Origin of the sequence: Bacillus sp. 103mf (assembly GCF_900116295.1) — a bacterium.
In the GTDB taxonomy this organism is placed as follows: Bacteria; Bacillota; Bacilli; order Bacillales; family Bacillaceae_G; genus Bacillus_A; species Bacillus_A bruguierae.
Window position 1 is genome coordinate 1 of sequence record NZ_FPAF01000027.1, and the last position, 19,882, is coordinate 19,882.

Annotated in this window: 17 protein-coding genes and 2 pseudogenes; 13 read left to right on the plus strand and 6 right to left on the minus strand. The window is 35.9% G+C overall.

Translation table 11 applies throughout. The annotated features are described in order from the left end of the window. Positions 1-134: pseudogene (locus tag BM350_RS24950) on the plus strand (DJ-1 family protein); the annotation flags it as partial. Positions 135-1,214: 1,080 nt separating this feature from the next. After that, complete coding sequence (gene adhP, locus BM350_RS24965) at positions 1,215-2,258, plus strand: alcohol dehydrogenase AdhP (RefSeq protein WP_090919801.1); 1,044 nt, start codon at positions 1,215-1,217, stop codon at positions 2,256-2,258. Between the two features lie 310 nt (positions 2,259-2,568). Here adhP and BM350_RS24970 read toward each other — a convergent pair. Continuing rightward, positions 2,569-2,954 (minus strand): annotated as a pseudogene (locus tag BM350_RS24970) (aquaporin); the annotation flags it as partial. A gap of 221 nt (positions 2,955-3,175) precedes the next feature. Between BM350_RS24970 and BM350_RS24975 the strand changes: the two are divergent. Beyond that, on the plus strand, positions 3,176-3,784 hold the full coding sequence (locus BM350_RS24975) for a methyltransferase (protein WP_090919798.1): 609 nt from the start codon (positions 3,176-3,178) through the stop codon (positions 3,782-3,784). Between the two features lie 202 nt (positions 3,785-3,986). Here the strand turns inward: BM350_RS24975 and BM350_RS24980 are convergent, their stop codons facing one another. Further along, complete coding sequence (locus BM350_RS24980; RefSeq protein ID WP_090919795.1) at positions 3,987-5,159, minus strand: MFS transporter; 1,173 nt, start codon at positions 5,157-5,159, stop codon at positions 3,987-3,989. Positions 5,160-5,240: 81 nt separating this feature from the next. On the opposite strand from BM350_RS24980, the gene yeiL reads away from it, so the two are divergent. Then, entirely contained in the window at positions 5,241-5,912 is a 672-nt protein-coding gene (gene yeiL, locus BM350_RS24985; protein ID WP_090919793.1) for a transcriptional regulator YeiL, read from the plus strand. A gap of 152 nt (positions 5,913-6,064) precedes the next feature. Here yeiL and BM350_RS24990 read toward each other — a convergent pair whose 3' ends face one another. Beyond that, the gene (locus tag BM350_RS24990; RefSeq protein ID WP_090919807.1) at positions 6,065-6,529 is read right to left on the minus strand and encodes a phage tail protein; all 465 of its coding nucleotides are present in this window, start codon (positions 6,527-6,529) and stop codon (positions 6,065-6,067) included. A gap of 22 nt (positions 6,530-6,551) precedes the next feature. After that, positions 6,552-7,031 (minus strand): GyrI-like domain-containing protein, encoded by a 480-nt coding sequence (locus BM350_RS24995; protein WP_090919790.1) that lies wholly within the window; start codon positions 7,029-7,031, stop codon positions 6,552-6,554. Positions 7,032-7,141: 110 nt separating this feature from the next. Here BM350_RS24995 and BM350_RS25000 point away from each other — a divergent pair, with 110 nt between their 5' ends. The 4 genes from BM350_RS25000 to BM350_RS25015 all read left to right on the plus strand — a co-directional run bounded on the left by BM350_RS25000 (position 7,142) and on the right by BM350_RS25015 (position 12,332). Further along, complete coding sequence (locus BM350_RS25000; protein WP_090919787.1) at positions 7,142-8,104, plus strand: helix-turn-helix transcriptional regulator; 963 nt, start codon at positions 7,142-7,144, stop codon at positions 8,102-8,104. 156 nt (positions 8,105-8,260) lie between these two features. Next, positions 8,261-8,905 (plus strand): LytTR family DNA-binding domain-containing protein, encoded by a 645-nt coding sequence (locus tag BM350_RS25005; RefSeq protein ID WP_090919784.1) that lies wholly within the window; start codon positions 8,261-8,263, stop codon positions 8,903-8,905. A gap of 127 nt (positions 8,906-9,032) precedes the next feature. Then, positions 9,033-10,547: an acetyl-CoA hydrolase/transferase family protein gene (locus BM350_RS25010; RefSeq protein WP_090919781.1), complete on the plus strand. Its 1,515-nt coding sequence runs from the start codon at positions 9,033-9,035 to the stop codon at positions 10,545-10,547. A 303-nt stretch (positions 10,548-10,850) separates the two neighbouring features. Beyond that, on the plus strand, positions 10,851-12,332 hold the full coding sequence (locus BM350_RS25015; protein ID WP_090919803.1) for a WD40/YVTN/BNR-like repeat-containing protein: 1,482 nt from the start codon (positions 10,851-10,853) through the stop codon (positions 12,330-12,332). 84 nt (positions 12,333-12,416) lie between these two features. Here the strand turns inward: BM350_RS25015 and ahpF are convergent, their stop codons facing one another. Both ahpF and ahpC read right to left on the minus strand, forming a co-directional pair. Continuing rightward, positions 12,417-13,943, minus strand: a complete 1,527-nt coding sequence (ahpF, locus tag BM350_RS25020) for an alkyl hydroperoxide reductase subunit F (protein ID WP_090919778.1) — start codon at positions 13,941-13,943, stop codon at positions 12,417-12,419. Positions 13,944-13,957: 14 nt separating this feature from the next. Then, on the minus strand, positions 13,958-14,521 hold the full coding sequence (gene ahpC, locus BM350_RS25025) for an alkyl hydroperoxide reductase subunit C (RefSeq protein ID WP_090919775.1): 564 nt from the start codon (positions 14,519-14,521) through the stop codon (positions 13,958-13,960). 463 nt (positions 14,522-14,984) lie between these two features. Here ahpC and mtnK point away from each other — a divergent pair, with 463 nt between their 5' ends. The 5 genes from mtnK to BM350_RS25050 all read left to right on the plus strand — a co-directional run bounded on the left by mtnK (position 14,985) and on the right by BM350_RS25050 (position 19,242). Then, complete coding sequence (gene mtnK, locus BM350_RS25030) at positions 14,985-16,217, plus strand: S-methyl-5-thioribose kinase (RefSeq protein ID WP_090919772.1); 1,233 nt, start codon at positions 14,985-14,987, stop codon at positions 16,215-16,217. A 12-nt stretch (positions 16,218-16,229) separates the two neighbouring features. Then, positions 16,230-17,273, plus strand: coding sequence for an S-methyl-5-thioribose-1-phosphate isomerase (gene mtnA, locus BM350_RS25035; RefSeq protein ID WP_090919769.1), 1,044 nt, complete (start codon positions 16,230-16,232; stop codon positions 17,271-17,273). Between the two features lie 98 nt (positions 17,274-17,371). Further along, positions 17,372-18,013 carry an L-fuculose-phosphate aldolase gene (locus tag BM350_RS25040; protein ID WP_090919766.1) on the plus strand — a complete coding sequence of 214 codons (642 nt, stop codon included), beginning with the start codon at positions 17,372-17,374 and terminating at the stop codon, positions 18,011-18,013. A gap of 137 nt (positions 18,014-18,150) precedes the next feature. Further along, positions 18,151-18,381 (plus strand): excisionase family DNA-binding protein, encoded by a 231-nt coding sequence (locus BM350_RS25045; protein ID WP_139207770.1) that lies wholly within the window; start codon positions 18,151-18,153, stop codon positions 18,379-18,381. Between the two features lie 636 nt (positions 18,382-19,017). Then, positions 19,018-19,242, plus strand: coding sequence for a helix-turn-helix transcriptional regulator (locus BM350_RS25050; RefSeq protein WP_090919484.1), 225 nt, complete (start codon positions 19,018-19,020; stop codon positions 19,240-19,242). Positions 19,243-19,882 lie beyond the last annotated feature (640 nt).

Sequence of the window (19,882 nt, forward strand, 5' to 3'; positions counted from 1 at the left end):
ATTTAATTGTTCAGGATGGAAATATTATTACATCTTCAAATCCAGGTACAGCTTTTGATGTTGCATTTTTATTACTTGAAAAACTAACATCTAAAACGAACGCTAAACATGTAAAGGATCTTATGGGATTTTAGGCATGGAACTTCAACATAGGGGTGCTTTAATGGTATAAGGACCACAGAAGTGAACAACTTTTTTATAAACACGGGGTACCGCCACATGCCCATCACCTTAAGAATTTTATAACATCCCAAAACAAAAAATGTACATTTTCACATGAAGATGTACATTTTTTTGGAAGTATTTGTATTTCTTAACTTGATAGCGATGTGGTGCTACCTCAAAAAGGAAGAGAATTTAAAACGCATTTTAATATGTAATATTGCATATTAAAATGTATTGATAAAAATGTAAGCGCTTACTATAATAAGAGTATAAAGATGAACCACAGCTTAACAACAAGAAAGAGGAGGAAATCATATGGCAATCGCAATGGCAGTTTTAAAATTTATTGGTGGAATCATTCCATTCGTACAAGAGCTGTTAAAAGCAGTAATGTAAGTTCATTATTCAGCAATTATTTATAAAAATTATCATAAAAATGATCTGTATAGCAAAGATGAATTGATGTACAGACCAGAGGAGGAAACATTATGGCAATCGCAATGGCAGTTTTAAAATTTATCGGTGGAGTACTTCCATTAGTAGCAGAACTTTTAAAAGCAGTAATGTAAGTTCATTATTCAGCAATTATTCATAGGAATGATCATACAAATAATCTGTATAACAAAGATGAATTGATGTGCAGGTCAGAGGAGGAAACATTATCGCAATCGCAATGGCAGTTTTAAAATTTGTAGGTGGATTACTTCCATTCGTACAAGAACTTTTAAAAGCATTTATGTAAGTTTATTATTTAGCAATCATTTATAAAAATTATCATACAAATGATCTGTATACCAAATATAAATTGATGTGCAGATCATTTGTGTGAGCCAAGTCCCTTTATAAGTATGAAGGGACTTTTTTAGGTTTCTGCATACTCGGACTGCTGATAAGGGGATTTTGAACTAGTTAGCGTAGAAGATGTTACCTTTGTATAACATTTCAAAAATTGTTCGATATTTCACAATTTATGTTTCAAATTACATGTTATGATTAACTGGTAAAGATTAACTTATTAAAATTCTAAAACAATAAAGGGGAAATCGCATATGAAAGCAGTAGTGGTTAATAAAAACAGCAAAGCAAACATTGAAGTGATTGAAAAAGAATTACGTCCGTTACGTTCAGGCGAAGCATTAGTAGATGTAGAGTATTGTGGAGTTTGCCACACTGACTTACACGTTGCGAATCATGATTTTGGTAACACAGATGGCCGCATCCTTGGTCACGAGGGTGTAGGTATTGTTACTAAAATTGCTGATGATGTTACTTCACTTAAGATTGGTGACCGTGTAAGTATCGCATGGATGTTCCAATCATGTGGACGTTGTGAGTATTGCGTAACTGGTAGAGAAACATTCTGTCGTGAAGTTAAGAATGCTGGTTATACAGTAGATGGTGGTATGGCTGAACAATGTATCGTTACTGCTGATTATGCGGTAAAAGTACCAGAAGGATTAGATCCTATTCAAGCATCATCAATTACATGCGCAGGCGTAACTACATACAAAGCTATTAAAGTATCAGACATTAAACCTAGTCAACCTATCGTAATCTACGGTTGTGGTGGATTAGGTAATCTAGCTATCCAATATGCTAAGAATGTATTTGGTGCAAAGGTAATTGCAGTAGATATCAATGACGACAAATTAGCATTAGCTAAAGAGGTTGGTGCTGATATGACTATTAATCCAATTACTCAAGGTCCTGCTGACAAGATTATTCAAGAGGTGTTTGGTGGAGCTTATGCTGCTGTAGTAACAGCAGTTTCTAAAGTAGCCTTCAACTCAGCAGTTGATTCAGTACGCGCTTGTGGTAAAGTAGTTGCGGTAGGTTTACCAGTAGAAACTATGGATTTAAATATTCCACGACTTGTACTAGACGGAATTGAAGTAGTTGGTTCTCTAGTTGGTACTCGTAAGGATCTAGAGGAGGCATTTATGTTCGGTGCAGAAGGCAAAGTAGTGCCGGTTGTTCAAACTTGCCCACTAGATGAAGTGCAAGATGTATTCGAAGAAATGGAACAAGGTAAGATCCAAGGTCGTATGGTAATTGATTTTAAACAGCACAAGTGTAATTGCGAGTGTAAATAATTTATTTTGTTTTAACCGTCGTTGGTACGATTCTCTTAGTAAATATTAAAAAAGGTAGCTTCTTGGGCATGGGTCTAGTATTGAACCGAACTCATTTATTAAGAAGATTGGTGAAAGTAACAATCGAGTTCGGGCTAGTCTCCATAGCCCACAACTTCCTCAAATAAGCGGAAAAGAACCGCTCGTTTTGAGGAAGAAAACCTAAAAAAACAACAAGACCCACGGAGAAAATTTATTTTCTCCGTGGGTTTTAGTCATTTAAAGGGGCTTTTGGAACATCCTCCTTTTTATCTTATAAATAATGAATATTCTATTTTTTGGTATTTAAAATAAATTCCCTTACAATACCACCAAGAATTGGAGCAACGGTGAATATCCATAGTTGAGAGATTACTTCGCTACCAATGAATATAGCTGGTGCAATGCTGCGTGCAGGGTTAACAGATGTTCCAGTTAGCGGAATACCTAATAAGTGAACTAATACTAATGTGAAACAAAGTACAAGTCCAGTTAAAGAAAGATTTCTTTTTTACCCGTTACAGCAACAATAACTAGAATGAACACGAATGTTAAAATGAATTCTACTAAAAATGCGCCACATAAATCTAAATTTCCAAAACTATTTTGTCTTAAATTATCTAAAGACAGGCTAGTAGATTGTAAAATCGTTATTAGTGTTACAGTTCCTGATAAACCACTATTCGGATAATTCAATACAAGGGAGCTCGATTAGAATTTTCTCTTAATGGACTTTCTTGTGATCCTTCAAGAGGTATCGTCATATACCCATCGGCTTAAAAATATTAACGCCCCATATATGATAAAATTGGATTGCATGCCAGTAGAAAAATTCCGTAGAAAATCAAGCAGAGTCTCGATTATATCAAGATTCTTTTCATAGAGAGTAGGCTGAATACATGAACGAACAATATTACGATGCAGTGTTAAATATAAAAACAGTAGGAGAGCAAAAAGGATTCAACAAATCCTTACACTATCATCGTTATGAACCAACACCATATTGCGCACTCGAAACATTATTTACGCAATATGATTTAAAAAGCAGTGATCGAGTTGTCGACTTTGGATGCGGGAAAGGACGATTAAATTTTTATATTCATCATTTCTATCATGCGTCTGTTATAGGGATAGAAATGAACGAGACGTTTTATAAAGAAGCGATGGAAAATCGAGATCGTTATATAAAGAGAGAGAAAAAAGGTAAAGATAAAATCCACTTTCAATGTTGCTTAGCGCAAGAGTACGAGATTGATCCGCGTGATAATAAATTTTACTTCTTTAATCCATTTTCGGTGCAAGTGTTTATGAATGTTATAAATAATATATTGTTTTCGGTAGAACAAGCAGAACGGGAAATAGAGCTGATTTTGTATTATCCATCAGAAGATTATATTTATTTTTTAGATAATCAAACCTCGTTTGAATTGAAAGAAGAAGTGAGACTGCCCGGATTGTATGAGCGGAATTCGAATGAGAGGTTTTTGGTGTATCGGTTGGGGGAGTAATTGGTTTTGGGATTAATTACGCTGAACCGGACCATAAGTAAATGAGTTTTTCCATACACAGCAAAGTTTTATTAAAAAATGACTAGGCTTATCCAGAACGGATAAGCCTGCTTTATTTTCTTATAACTCTATTTTTCGGCGAGGGTTGTAGATATGCCTTAATTTTTGAGTGAAGATTTACTCAGCTTTTTAGGTAAAAGAACTAAATAGAAATTAAAATTTCCTTTTTAAGTTCCAGTTTTCTATATAAAAGTGCAAGTAGCATTGATGGAATAGTACAAACAATCATTCCGATAAAGGCATATCTTGGCTCAATTTCGTATAAATAGGCACCGAAAATTGTAAATACGGCAGTGCTCCAGCTAAGAGCCAGCGCTGAATATATGCCTTGTGCTTTCGGAATCTGTGTATGTGAAATGTTTTTGACTAGGTATTTCATAAAGGCATAATGCCCCATAGCAAATGAGCATGCATGCAAGGTTTGTGCGATACAAAAAACAATTACATTAGGAAAGGCAAATACTAATATCCAACGTACGGAAGAACCAAGTGCTGCCAGTGCAAGTAAGGAGCCTACTGAAAAGTTTTGAAACTTCCGGTCTGCGATTGAGAAAAAAATGATTTCCGCGATTACGGCAATGTTAATAATTACACCTATTAAATATTTGGGTGCATGGATCTCTTGTAAAAAGAGATAACCATAATTGTAATAAGAAGCGTGTGCCGCTTGCAGTAAAATTACTATAATGAGTACCAAACTAAAGTGCTTGATATGAAATAATTTTAACATGCCTTCTTTTTCTGTTGGGTCTGATTGCGGCTTTTTAGATAGAATGACAGGTGCACGCATAAAACCAAGACACACGAATATCCCTGTGCCAAGTAACAGGGCCCATAAAATCACTTCATCTCCAAGCATCCCTGTAAAGATAGATAAAATCATGCCGGCTAGGACGAATCCGATGGATCCCCATTGACGGCTTCTCCCGTAATCTTTTAATTGGTTACTTTGTACGAGTACGCCAGCAGCGCTATCTAAAGCAGGCATCAATGTTGGATAAAATAAATGGAATGCTAATGTGACTATAAGTAAGCTAGTAAAGGAACTGGCCGGAATATAACACAGAATAGCAATCAGCGTACCGATTCCCGCCCCATTTAATAAGGTTTTACTACTAAATTTCCCTGATAAATAAGGAAATGCAAATAATGTGGAAAGGCCTCTTGCAACTAGACCTAAGCTCATAATCAAACTAGCTTGAGGAACTGTAATTCCTTTTGTATGAATCATCCATCCTGTCCAATAGGGTAGAAAAATTCCCCATGTCATAAAAAAACTAAAAAACTGTATACTCATCCAGCGATGTGTGTTCATGCTGTATCCCCCCATAGTTTGCATGTTATCATGTAAATACGTAAAAATAATATGAGATATCTCATATTTTTGAGGTGGATTATGGAAATCTACAAAGGCGAGAAAAAGAGACTGCAGTTGAAGAAGAGCTCTATTGCGCATTTATTTTCTTTTCCAGTTGAAGAGTTTATGGAAGTGCACGAGTATCAACGGGATGAATGGATTATTCAAGAAGGCATGAGAACAGATTTTCTATTTTATGTTATTGAAGGGAAAGCAAAGATATATATAACACATCAAAATGGAAAAGTTTCCTTAATTAATTTTATTAACACAAATGAGTACATTGGAGAAATGGAATTATTTAACGAGGTGTACTATACAAAAGGAATTCAAGCATCAATGAAGACCATTTGTTTTGCTCTTCCTATTCATCGTTGTCGCACACAATTGATGGAAGATGCAAAATTTCTACGTGAATTAACTAAGTTTTTAAGTATAAAGGCAACACTTATGGCTGCGAAGTATTCACAAAGTCTTGCCTTTCCGCTTGAAAACCGGCTTGCAGATTTTATTTTGCAAACAGCTTATGAAGGGGTTTATAAGGAGAAACACGTAACGGTTTGTGATTATCTAGGTGTATCCTATCGTCACTTATTGCACGTACTAACACAATTTTGCGATAAAGGGTATTTGCAAAAGGAAGGGCGATACTATCAAGTTAAGCAGTACCATTCTTTATATGAACTTGCGGAGATGTTGAAGAATAAGTAACCATTTAGATATGATAAGGAGAACCGTGTCATATCTAAATGAGGTTTTTGTGAAAAAAGTAACAGCACCCTCTAATTTGATGGAGAGGTGCTGTTTTATTATTTGAATGCCTAGATGAACATTTGTTGCATGAATGGTTGTTTTTGCTTACTTTAATATTCTCCTTTAATTACAAAAAACGAGCCTCGAATTGTTCCAGCTAGTTTAGACTTCTGCCTAGCAAACTTAAACTTCCCTTCTAACTCTTTTGGTACCTCCATCCCCTCGGATAGCTTAAAACCAACAGCCCGCTTCTTAGGGACATCAACTGTATACATGACGTTGATCACAAGACCATCCTCATAAATGACGTAGGCAAATTTGATATTTTCCACTTGAAAACGCGACGTTTCTAAAGGTTTGGCCGCAAACTCAATATCACGTTCTGCTTTCAAAATTCGGTTCACATAATCAAGGGTCTCCTGGCTTTCGCTAGCTGGTACAACCGCAAATTCATGCTTGTATTTGTTCATAAAGTAACGGGCTTCATTAGCACGTAAACCAGCAAGAGCTTCTACTGCAGGTGAAGACTCTAAACCAACCGTAGACACATTTGTAAAATCAACGATATAGGACAATTCCATCTCTCCTTTTACCCCTTTATTTCCTAACAACAGGAATCCACATTTCACCAAATACTAAGCCGTTTCGCAGCCCCATCTCAACCGTTGCATTTGGCCCACCAACATAGGCAAAATTCTTTGCTTCTGGCAAGACTTGACCAAAGGCAATGCCAGTAAGCTTATTACTCAATTCATCAGCCGTCGTCCCTTCCCCTTTAACAACTAAGTATTCCCCCTTAGGAAATTGGATAACCCTGGATTCTTCTGGTACCGATGCCTCTGTCATGACTCCAGCATAATGCATCATTTTGTTATTCACCGCTTCGTTCACGACAAAAATGTAGTCATTTGTGGCTATGGCTTTTAAAGTGTCAAGTCTTCCATCTTGTTTGACGGCCCACCAAAAGTCTGCCTTTTCCTTGTTTATGCCAGCAAAGTCTGTGTAATCGCTCTTAAGCTCAGTTCCAATACCTAAAACGGTAAAGCTGTCTTTTTCTTCTAGGGTATAATCTGCCATATTCAAAACCTACCTTTTTTTAAAATTAATCAAATGATTTGTCTTTTCACTTGATGAGTTTATAATAGCCTTAAATCATGTCAAAAAATGATACTGTTTAGGAGGTCTCGATGAAAAAAGTTGAACGGATTAATATCATCATGCGGTATATCAACAACCGCGCCCATTTTACAGTTTCTGAAATCATGCGAGAATTTAGCATCTCTCGTTCGACAGCTATTAGAGATATCAGAGAAATTGAAGCTATGGGGATGCCACTTGTCGCTGAAGTTGGAAGGGATGGGGGTTATTTTGTTATGAACAACTCTGTCCTGCCCACTGTTCGCTTTACCGATAATGAGATTAAAGCTCTTTTTATTGCCTTTATGGCCACAAGAAATCAACAACTCCCTTATCTAAAGAGTCGTCAGTCTTTAGCTGAAAAATTACTAGGCCTAATCTCAGAAAACCAGCAAGATGACCTTGTTCTTTTAAATCAAATCTTGCTATTTGAAGGAACTAACCCCAATAATCCTGACCTACTTGATCTGTCGGACCTACCCCATCCTATGTTAGAAAAACTTATCCAAATCCTTCTTTTGAATAGCTATTTATTGATTACCATCAAAGAAGAGAAGGTAATAAAGTCTTATCCAATTTATCTCTTGCACCTTTATCATGAAAAAGGCCTTTGGTTGATTGAAGGTTTTGACTTAAAAGATGAAAAGAGGAAGATTTTTCCCGTCGACAATCTCACCAATGTCAAAGCATACCCTACGAAAAAAAGATTAAGTAAGAAAAAGATTTTAGAAAAACTAAGTAAGCAGGAAGAAGTAATTAACCTTGTCCTTGAACTTGGTCCAAAGGCAATTGCCCAGTTCAAAAAATACCATCCTTTAAAAGTTTCGATTTCCTATACGAATCCTTACCAAGCCACGGCCATTCTAAAGACGTTTATCAATGTTAATAATCCTGAAGAATTGACCGAAATAACAAATTGGCTACTTTTCCTAGGTGGGGATATCAAGGTCATGGAAGTGCCAGAAGAAGTCTTAGAGGGTTTACAAGAGAGATTATGCTTATTCTGCCCATAAGGAGTGCATGTTCATCGTGCACTCCTTCTTTTTCGTACTGTTTGCTTCACTGCAATTGAACCTCCTTTTGATTAGGAAATTTATTACTTTTTTATCAGGATCAGTACAGTTTGGTATTAATAATAGTAGTATAATAGTGAATGAGGTGTTCATAGTATGGAAGATATAACCTTAGGATTACTACTAGATGTTGTTGGTGAATTATTTTCAGATGAAATTTCAATTGCCGTTTCGAATACGAAAGAATATATCTACTATCGGCCAAGTAAACGAATTGACTTAAAAATTAGCGTCGGGGATCCTATAAAGGAAGGGACGATTGCCTATAAAGCAATGGTGACGAAGCAAAAGGTTTCTGAGTTTATTGACCGGGATGTTTTTGGTATTCCTTATCATGGAATGGCCGTACCATTTTTTAATAACGGAAAGCTTGAAGGCTGCGTGACGGCAATTTATCCAGCTTTAACGAATGGAAAGTCGGTTGTTACCGTAAAAACAACGGATGGCTGGGTTCCGATTCCTTTTTCGAAAGTCATTTATTTAGAGGCTAAAGATAAAAAGACGTATGTGAATTCAGAAGAGTTATCAGGAACACATAAATACTCTCTGCAAGAATTCGAATATTTACTTCCGAGGGATTCATTTATTAGATGCCACCGTTCATTTATTGTAAATGTTAATCATATTAAAGCGATTTATCCGGATACCCATTCTACCTTTTTACTTTCGATGGATAATGGTGAGAGGGTCCCAGTTAGTCAATCATATGCCAGTTATTTTCGGAAGCTTCTAGGATTCTAGATTTTCTGTTTTAGAACCTAGATTCTCTCTTTTGTCTGAATTTTTCGTATCGTATACCAAAATCCCTATTTTAATAGTGTTAAATGTGTAAAATAATTATGAATATTCATTAAGAGAGGGATTACTTATGGAGAATAATTTGGAGAGAATCAGGGACCATCGTCTAAAGGACCGAGTAGTTACACCTGAAGAAGCAGCTTCCTGGATTCAAAGTGGAATGACGTTAGGTTTAAGTGGATTTACACGTGCAGGTGATGTGAAGGCAGTTCCATTTGCGCTGGTGAACCGCGTTAAGGATGATAAATCTTTTAAAGTAAATGTCTATACTGGAGCTTCGTTAGGTTCGGATGTGGATAAATTATTTGCCGAGGCAGGAATTTTAGGTAAAAGATTGCCTTTCCAAGCCGATCCAACTATGCGAAAAGGAATTAATAACGGAGACTTTTTATTTGTGGATCAGCACTTGTCTCATACAGCAGAGCTACTTCGTGCTGACGTTATGGATATAGATGTTGCTATTTTGGAAGCGGTTGCAATAACGGAGGACGGAATGATTATTCCAACCACTTCAATTGGAAATTCCTTAGCGTTTGCCCTAAATGCTAAGTCCATTATTATTGAAATGAATATGGCTCAATCGACACAACTAGAGGGGCTGCATGATTTATATGAACCTGGAAAACAAGGGGAAAGATCTCCAATTCCGCTCGTTAAATCAGATGATCGAATTGGAACGATTGGAATTCCGATTGATGTTGAAAAAGTGAAGGGGATTGTATTTACGAACCAACTTGATTCGCCATCGACGATTGTGCCTCCAGATGAAGAAACTGTCATCATGGCACAGCATTTAATAGAGTTCCTTCGAAATGAAGTAAAAGTAGGGCGATTAACAAATAGTTTAGCGCCATTACAATCGGGAATTGGTTCAGTGGCCAATGCAGTGCTGCATGGAATGTTAGATTCGGAGTTTGAAGATTTAGAAGTGTATTCCGAAGTATTACAGGATGCGGTGTTTGATCTTATGGATGCTGGGAAAGTCCATTTTGCTTCTTGTTGCTCGATCACGCTTTCTGAAGAGAAAATGCAACAAGTATTTTCCAACTTTGAAAAATATCGCGACAAATTAATGATGCGCCCGCAAGAGATTTCCAATCATCCTGAAATCATTCGCCGTCTTGGATTAATCTCGATTAATACTGCTTTAGAGTTAGATATATACGGAAATGTCAATTCTACTCACGTGTTAGGTACAAAAATGATGAACGGTATTGGTGGTTCTGGTGATTTTGCAAGAAATGCACGCTTAGCTATCTTTGTTACGAAATCAATTGCAAAAGGTGGTAACATTTCAAGTATCGTTCCTTTCGTCTCTCACGTAGACCATACGGAACACGATGTAGATGTTATCGTAACAGAACAGGGATATGCTGACTTAAGAGGACTGGCGCCAAGGGAAAGAGTGGAACTGATTATTGAGAATTGCGCACATCCAATGTATCGTGACCAGTTACGAGCTTATTACCAAGAAGCACAAACAAGGGGTGGGCAAACTCCTCATGTGTTAGAAAAAGCTTTTTCTTGGCATACGAATTTTGCTGAAAATGGGACAATGATTGAAAAGGTATTAGAAACTGTATAGGAAAGTAATAATAGACCACAAACAGGGGATTGCATTTGATGTTAAAGAATTGAAGTTAAGTTTTGAATAAACAATACTTCCTCTATTTATATACAAGGACAAGCTTACTTAAATGAGCTTGTCCTTTTTTATCATATCTGGCGAGAAGACCTCCATCTCAAGCGAAACGGTAGGTGGGGGTAGTTCAATTACTTTTCACTACTATATTAATGTCGATTCCTTAAACTATATGTTGAGTCAAGGATTATACAAATATTTGGTAAAACAAAGTATACTTAATGTCATTAATACATTTAATTGGGAGTGATTTCTATATTTAGGGAAAATGCAAAAAGGATAGTTATATCATTATTAACAAATCCAATATTAATAATTGGATACGGGATTTTTTGTTATGAGTTAGCTTTATACTGCAAGTATGGAAGAATGAATTATAATATTTATATTTTATTATTATGTGTAGTATTTTTTATATCTTTAACTACATTTACTACAATGAGGGTTATAAAAGATAGAGAATATAAATCTAAAAAATTAACTAATTCAACAGCATGGAAATCCATTTCTATTATCATTATTGTTGCAATTACATCATTTTATGGGGTGCAAATTTATAAAAGCGCAACAAATTACAATGGCAAACTTGCATGGTTTATAGAAAGGTTGAAACATGAAAGATCAGTTGAATTTAAACATAATAATATATATGAATCTGGAGTAGAAGGTATTTTTGAAGATATAAATAAGAAATATCCTTTGCCAAAGAAATTATATATGGCAACTGATTTTGATCTTACATTTCATTCAGATGGAACAATCACAGCGTTTGATACATTTGTTTATGGGAAAAATGCTGACGGGAAATTGGAAACTTATTTAATATCTTATAATAAGAAGAAATCAGAAGATATTACTATAATACGAGATGGGTATGCAAATCCTGATTATGATGATGATAAATTAGTAGAACCTCTAATTAAAACGGTTAAGGCTATTCCAATTAAGCGAACAGTTAGTAAGTGGGATGAAAGTAAGTATGGATTGATTTATTATGGGAAAAGGAATTGGGGATACAATACAGAGGGAATTATTAATATTACTGAGGATGGTAAGGAGCAGAATCTTAAAGAAGAAGCTTCTGAAATCATTGGATATACTGTATCTATATTTGTTCCTGGAAAAGAGAAAGAGCTAGTACCTGCTAGATATAACTTAATATGTGACGCAAGTTGGAGTAAATCAAAGACTCCTCCAAATAAAGATAAGTTTAAAGAGAAGAAACAAGATTTAACGAATGAAAAGGAACAGTTTTTCCTATCAAAAGAAGTTGGTTATAAACTAAATGTGACAGATAAAGCATTGGGTAGTGCTTTTTATTCACTAAGCAAGACTAGTGATGAAGGGAAAACATGGGAGGTTATTAATACAGACCCATTCAATGGAGGAATTGGTAGTGTATCAGGAATAACCTTTATAAATGATAAACTTGGATTTTTAGGAGCAGTTAGACCTTCTGGTACTGAGGGAGAGTTATATCGTACAGATGATGGGGGCGTATCTTTCAAAAAGGTAAATTATCCGCCGCATGAAGTGAAATTAGATACTACACAGTCTATAATAAGTCCTTTTGATTCTCCTGGTCTGCCTTATGAGAAAGATGGAGTTTTTAATATGTTAGTCGGACAAGGGGCAGATGGAGACTACAATGGAGATAGTAGTGCACTTTATCAATCAAAAGATAAAGGAGAGACATGGGAATTTGTAGAAGAAGTTAAAAAGAAATAACAAGAATTTAAAATAACCCCATTACGAGTTATCATTCGTAATGGGGTTATTTATTTTTTTAGGCAATTAATGAACGCCTGTTTATTAATTGCGGATTAGATAATCAAATGCACCTAAAGCTGCATTTGCACCTGATCCCATAGAAATAATAATTTGTTTATATGGACTATTTGTACAGTCACCTGCAGCAAATACTCCTGGTACGTTTGTAGCACCGTGCTTATCTGTAAGGATTTCACCACGATTACGTTCCACAGTGTCGCCTAACCAATCTGTGTTTGGCACAAGACCGATTTGAACGAATACACCTTGTAGTTCGATGTGATGAACTTCTTCAGTTTCACGATCGATGTAAGAAATACCGTCTACTTTGTCAGTACCAGTGATTTCTTTTGTTTGAACGTTCTTTAGAACAGTTACGTTAGGTAGGCTGTAAAGACGCTCTTGTAATACAGCATCAGCTTTTAGTTCTGGCATAAATTCAAGAACAGTTACGTGTTTTACGATACCTGCTAAATCAATTGCTGCTTCAATACCAGAGTTACCGCCGCCGATAACTGCTACGTGTTTTCCAGTAAACAATGGACCGTCACAGTGAGGACAGTATGCTACACCTTTGTTTTTGAACTCAGCTTCACCTGGTACGCCAACATTGCGCCAACGAGCACCTGTTGAAATGATTACGCTCTTACTTTTTAGAACAGCGCCGTTTTCAAGTTCCACTTCAATAAGTTCTTTCTTTTCTAAACGTTTCGCACGTTGTAAATTCATTACATCAATGTTGTACTCTTTTACGTGTTCTTCAAGACTTGCTACGAGTTTAGGTCCTTCAGTGTGTTTTACGCTGATGAAGTTCTCGATGCCCATAGTATCCATTACTTGACCGCCGAAGCGCTCAGCAACGATACCTGTGCGAATGCCTTTACGTGCTGCGTAAATTGCTGCACTTGCACCAGCTGGGCCGCCGCCAACAACAAGAACATCGTATGGATCTTTATCAGAAAGCTCTGATGCATCAGGGCCATTCCCCATCTTAGCAAGAATTTCTTCTAATGTCATACGACCGCTGCTTAAGAATTCACCGTTTAAGAAAACAGATGGTACGGCCATGATGTCTTTGCTTTCTACTTCTTCTTTAAATGCGGCGCCGTCAATCATAGTATGTGTAATACCAGGATTGAGAACGCTCATTAAGTTCAGTGCCTGCACAACATCTGGGCAGTTATGACAGCTTAGGCTGATGTAAGATTCAAAATGATATTCACCTTGAATATTTTTTACTTGATCAATCACTTTTTGTTCAACTTTTGGAGCTCTGCCACTAACTTGTAGTAAAGCTAACACTAATGAAGTAAATTCATGTCCTAGAGGGATACCAGCAAACGTTACGCCAGTGTCTTCACCGATGCGATTTACACTGAAGCTTGGTGTTCTCTCCAATTGTGTTTTCTCTACCTTAATTTTGGATGACATTGTAGCTAATTCATCTACTAGAGCTAGCATATCTTTCGATACGTCATCGGATCCTGCGCTAACTTTAAGTAGTACATCGTTTTCCATCAGTTGAAGATACTGGGCTAATTGTGCTTTTATATCTGCATCTAGTATCATTTTGATTACTCTCCTTAAATTTTGCCTACAAGGTCAAGGCTTGGTTTAAGTGTTGCAGAACCTTCTTGCCATTTAGCTGGGCAAACTTCACCTGGATTGTTTCGAACATATTGTGCTGCTTTAATTTTGTTAACAAGGATGCTTGCATCGCGGCCGATACCGTCTGCATTAATTTCAACAGATTGGATAACGCCATCTGGGTCGATGATGAATGTAGCACGAGCAGCAAGACCTTCTTCTGCAACTAATACGTCGAAGTTGCTAGTGATTGTGCGAGTAGGGTCACCAATCATAATGTATTCGATTTTGCCGATAGTTTCTGAGCTATCATGCCATGCTTTATGTGTAAAGTGAGTGTCTGTAGATACAGAGTATACTTCAACGCCTAATTCTTTTAAAGCTCTGTATTGGTTTTGTAAATCTTCAAGTTCAGTTGGGCATACAAATGTGAAATCTGCTGGGTAGAAGCAAACTACGCTCCATTTTCCTTTGAAACTTTCGTCAGTAACTTGGATAAACTCTCCATTATGATAAGCATTAGCTTTAAAAGGTTTTACTTCTGTTCCGATTAATAACATATTAAAATTCCTCCTAAATGTGAGTTATGAGCAGTAAAAATGATCTTGCTCATAAAGTAAATTTTTTAATTAACTATAATAATTCTAATTCGATACTAATTATCATATAAAATTGTTTATTTTGTCAAGGGAAATGTTTGACGCATATTCCTAACAAGCTATAATAAAAACTATATATAAGTTAAAAAACGGCATAAAAAACCTCTTTCTTTTTAGGGGGACGAGAGCATCTGGCCGTGCGTAGAAGCCGTCAGGGCCTTTTCCTGCCACATGCGAAGTTTCAAACAAAAGGAGAAAGCAAGTAGCGGTTTTGTTGTATTCTACATAGCAGCGACTTATATGTAAAATGGGATAGTATAGATGTTTGTTTAAAAAAAATTGTGATACATAGGTTGAAATAATATCAATCTATCATTTTTACGGCTTTTAGAAAACGCTTACATTTAGGATGGAGGGAGAAACCATGTCTAAGTTCACGAAGTATTTTTTAATGGAAGCTAGTGATGTTATACCGTATGTAATGGAAAAATTGTCGATGTTCGAGGATACACAGCGTTTGCAGTGTAAGGAAATTGGAGATGGTAATTTAAATTATGTGTTTCGTGTTTGGGATGAAGAGAAGGGCACTTCTGTTATTGTAAAGCAAGCAGGAGATACGGCGCGTATTTCGGATGAGTTTAAGTTATCTACAAATCGTATTCGGATTGAGTCAGATGTGTTGCAGTTAGAGGGGAAGCTGGCACCAAGACTTGTACCGAATGTGTATTTGTATGATGATGTAATGAATTGCTGTGTGATGGAAGATTTGTCAGATCATACGATTCTTCGGACTGCGCTTATAAAACATCAAATCTTTCCACAACTTGCAGATGATTTAACAACCTTTATGGTGAACACACTACTATTAACATCGGATGTGGTCATGAATCATAAAGAAAAGAAAGAGCTTGTAAAAAATTATATCAATCCAGAGCTGTGTGAGATTACAGAGGACCTCGTGTATTCTGAGCCATTTACAGATCATAACAAACGAAATGAGCTGTTTTCTTCAAATGAAGGTTGGATTCGAGAGCATATATATGGCGATCATGTACTTCGTATGGAAGTAGCGAAGTTAAAGTTTTCGTTTATGACAAATGCACAAGCATTGTTACATGGAGATTTACATACTGGATCTGTCTTTGTAAGAAAAGATTCTACAAAGGTAATTGATCCAGAATTTGCGTTTTATGGACCGATGGGATATGACATTGGGAACGTTGTGGCAAACTTAATATTTGCATGGATAAATGCAGATGCAACAATGGTTTCTGGAGTAGAGAAAGATGTGTATGTGAACTGGTTGGAGAATGCAATTAGAGATGTAATTGATCTATTTTCCGTGAAGTTCTTAGAAACATGGGATGTTCATGTTACAGATATTATGGCGAAAGAATCAGGATTTAATCGTTGGTATTTACAGTCTGTATTAAAAGATACAGCGTCTGTTACTGGTCTTGAATTAATTCGCCGTATTGTTGGATTAGCAAAGGTGAAAGATATTACATCTATTACAGATGAAGAAGCTCGCGCTAGAGCAGAACGTATTTGTTTGCAAGCGGCAAAGTCGTTTATTTTACAAGCAAGTGCGCATAAAACAGGAAATGATTTTTTACAAACGTTAAAAACAGAAGCGCTGTTACTTAGTACGAAATAAGGAGAGAAGCTCATGTCTGAACAATTAATACCGATTCAATGGAAAGAGAACGCTTTAGTTTTATTAGATCAGACTCTGTTACCAAATGAAGTTGTCTATGAATCTTTTAAGACGGCAGAAAGTGTATGGGATGCGATTCAAGTAATGAAGGTGCGCGGTGCACCAGCGATTGGAGTCTCAGCAGCTTATGGCGTGTATTTAGGGGTAAAAGACGTGCAAGAAGATTTGGTGGAATTGTTTATAAATAAAGTGCAAAAAGTATGTGCGTATTTGGCGACTTCAAGACCGACAGCTGTGAATTTATTTTGGGCGCTTGAGAGAATGGAGAATACTGCAAAGGAAAATGCTCATTTGTCTATTAGTGATTTAAAACAGAGATTGTTAGAAGAAGCAAAAATGATTCATAGAGAAGATGAGGAGATTAATCGTCAAATTGGTGAGCATGCACTTACGTTATTTCAAGATGGCATGGGTGTGTTGACGCATTGTAATGCAGGTGCTTTGGCGACAACAAAATATGGAACAGCAACAGCACCGATGTATTTGGCAAAAGAAAAAGGCTGGAATTTAAAAATTTATTCGGATGAGACACGCCCGAGATTACAAGGATCTACGTTAACGGCATTAGAATTGCAGCGGGCGGGTATTGATGTAACAGTTATCACAGATAACATGGCAGCGATGGTCATGTCACAAGGGAAAATTGATGCAGTCATTGTCGGCTGTGACCGCGTGGCAGCAAACGGTGATGTAGCTAATAAAATTGGAACATTAGGTGTGTCTATTTTAGCAAGGTACTATAACATTCCATTTTATGTAGCAGCACCGACGCCAACAATTGATTTAAAAACGCCAACGGGAAAAGAGATTCCAATTGAAGAACGTGATGCGTCTGAAGTTATTAATCGTTTTGGGCAATATTCAGCACCGCAAAATAGCAAGGTGTATAACCCAGCATTCGATGTTACACCACAGGAGAATATTACAGCAATTATTACAGAAAAGGGGATTGTACGCCCACCGTTTGCGGCAAATTTAGAAAAGTTATTTGAGTAATCATGCAAGAATGTCTAATGAATTATAAAACTATGGAACACCGGTCATTATAGCAAATTAGCAGTGATAAGCTTTTCGCTGAGGAGGATGCATATTATATGTTACTACAAAAAGAGAGAGAAGAAATTGTAGAGTATGGAAAGAAATTAATTACAAGTGGCTTAACAAAGGGAACAGGCGGTAACATTAGTATTTTTAACCGTGAACAAGGCCTTGTAGCAATGAGTCCAAGCGGATTAGATTATTTTGAAACAACACCTGAAGATGTGATCGTACTAAATTTAGATGGTGATATTATTGATGGAACAAGAAAACCATCTAGTGAACTGGATATGCACCTCATTTATTATCAAAAAAGAGGCGATTTAAATGCTCTTGTGCACACACATTCTCCTTATGCAAAAACAATTGCATCACTAGGTTGGGAGCTTCCTGCCGTTTCTTATTTAGTAGCCTTTGCGGGACCGAATGTACGCTGTGCTCCGTATGCAACGTTTGGAACGAGAGAATTGGCAGAAGCAGCTTATGAAGGAATGATAGATCGCCGCGCTGTTTTACTTGCGAATCATGGGTTAATTGCAGGTGGACATAATATTAAAATGGCGTTTACAGTTGCCGAAGAGATCGAGTTTTGTGCACAAATTTACTATCAAACGAAATGCATTGGAGAACCAAAACTATTGCCGGAAGAGGAGTTGAATGTATTAGCGAAAAAATTTGAGACTTACGGTCAAAAATGAACAAAGAGGAACTTTCATATGACCAGCTCCTCAATATACAATGTATGTGGTAAAGTTGATATGGACGGAAGTTGAATCGATTAATAAAAGGAGTAATTTCATTTACTCCTTTTATTATTAAGAAGGGATTGAATACATTGTATTTAACGGTAAAAGAAGCAGCTGAATTTTTAAGTATGCCAGAATCGTATATCGAAAGCTTAATTCAACAAAAACGTATACGTGCTGTTCATGACGGGGAGCAGTATTTATTGAATAAAGAGCAATTTAATACACACTTAGAACAAATGGAGAAATATAAAAAGCTAGTAGAAGAAATATTAAATGAACCAATTCCAGAAGATATAGATGTGAAAGATGAGGACTAGGAAGCATTTCCTAGTCCTTATATATGGGGTCTCGCCAGCATTTTGGCCCCCCCACGTTTAAGCAAAGATTCTTTTTAAATATTTTAAATCTACATTCTGAAAGATTAAGGCCTTATCCTAAAAATCTATACTTTTAATGCATGGTTTGAAAAAGAAAGAATTGTTGTCGTGAGCCTGTTAGATATTTACTAAATGGGCTCTTTGTTATACAGAAATTACACAATAAATTTCTGTGAAGCAAATCGATGAACATTTCCCTCCGCAAAGGGGGGAATCAGATATATAAATAAAAAAAGATAAGACTAGGGATTCAGTCTTATCTATGACATAAGGAGAGACAAATGGGACAGAAACCATCACATACTTATTATAAAATATTATCTTTTAATTTTGAATATTTAAACTACAAATAATTAGGGTATTCATGTTGAGAAAAAATTAATTATAAGCATGTGAATGTTGAAAGTAAACTTTTGAATATTAGTTTACTTTCACTTTAATAATTCTATTTATGATAAATTTTTGTAAGAAAAAAACGACATTAAGTATATTTTTTTATACATTTAGTAAAATAAACTTTACATTTAGTAAAAAATACATTACTATAAAAACAGATCGAAAAAGGTGGTGATTTGTTTGAAAAACAAATTAAATGATACAACCGAAAATAAAGTGTATGAACTAAGAGTACTTAGAAAAATGACGCAAAAAGATCTAGCTGAACTTGTTGATGTATCAAGACAAACAATTAATGCATTAGAACAAAATAAATATACACCTTCTTTACTTTTAGCTTTCAGAATCGCCAACCAATTTGGAGTATCTATTAACGAAGTATTTACATATAAAAGAGAGGACTGATTCATTTGTTTAATTATTTTGCTGTAGGTATTATGGTAGTTGCATTCATTGCTGTAGGAATTATGACATATTCAAACTCTAAAATAGGAAAATCCGATGAAAGAAGTCTATTACTTCGACTAAAGATTAACAACGCTCAATATTACACACTGCTTTTTTCTCTCACTGCAATAATCTCTTGGGACCCTGCCCCTGACATGAATCGTAAATTAATTTTTTGTGCTCTAGTTTTAAGTTTTATTGTTGGAGCAATCAGTTCAACATATCATCAATTAAAAAGCTAAGCACCTTCTTACATAAAACAAAAAAGAGTCCTAAAAAATTAATAGGACTCTTTTTTTACTTTTCTTTTTATATTGTATATTCTACAGATGTGAAGTTACCATAATCACGCTTATCAGCAGTCCAAGTATATAGAAACTTAAAAAAGCCCCTTCATAATATCTAAAGGGACTTGGCTCACACAAATGATCTGCACATCAATTCATCTTTGGTATACAGATCATTTGTATGATAATTTTTATAAATAATTGCGGAATAATGAACTTACATAAATGCTTTTAAAAGTTCTTGTACGAATGGAAGTAGTCCACCTACAAATTTTAAAACAGCCATTGCGATTGCCATAATGTTTCCTCCT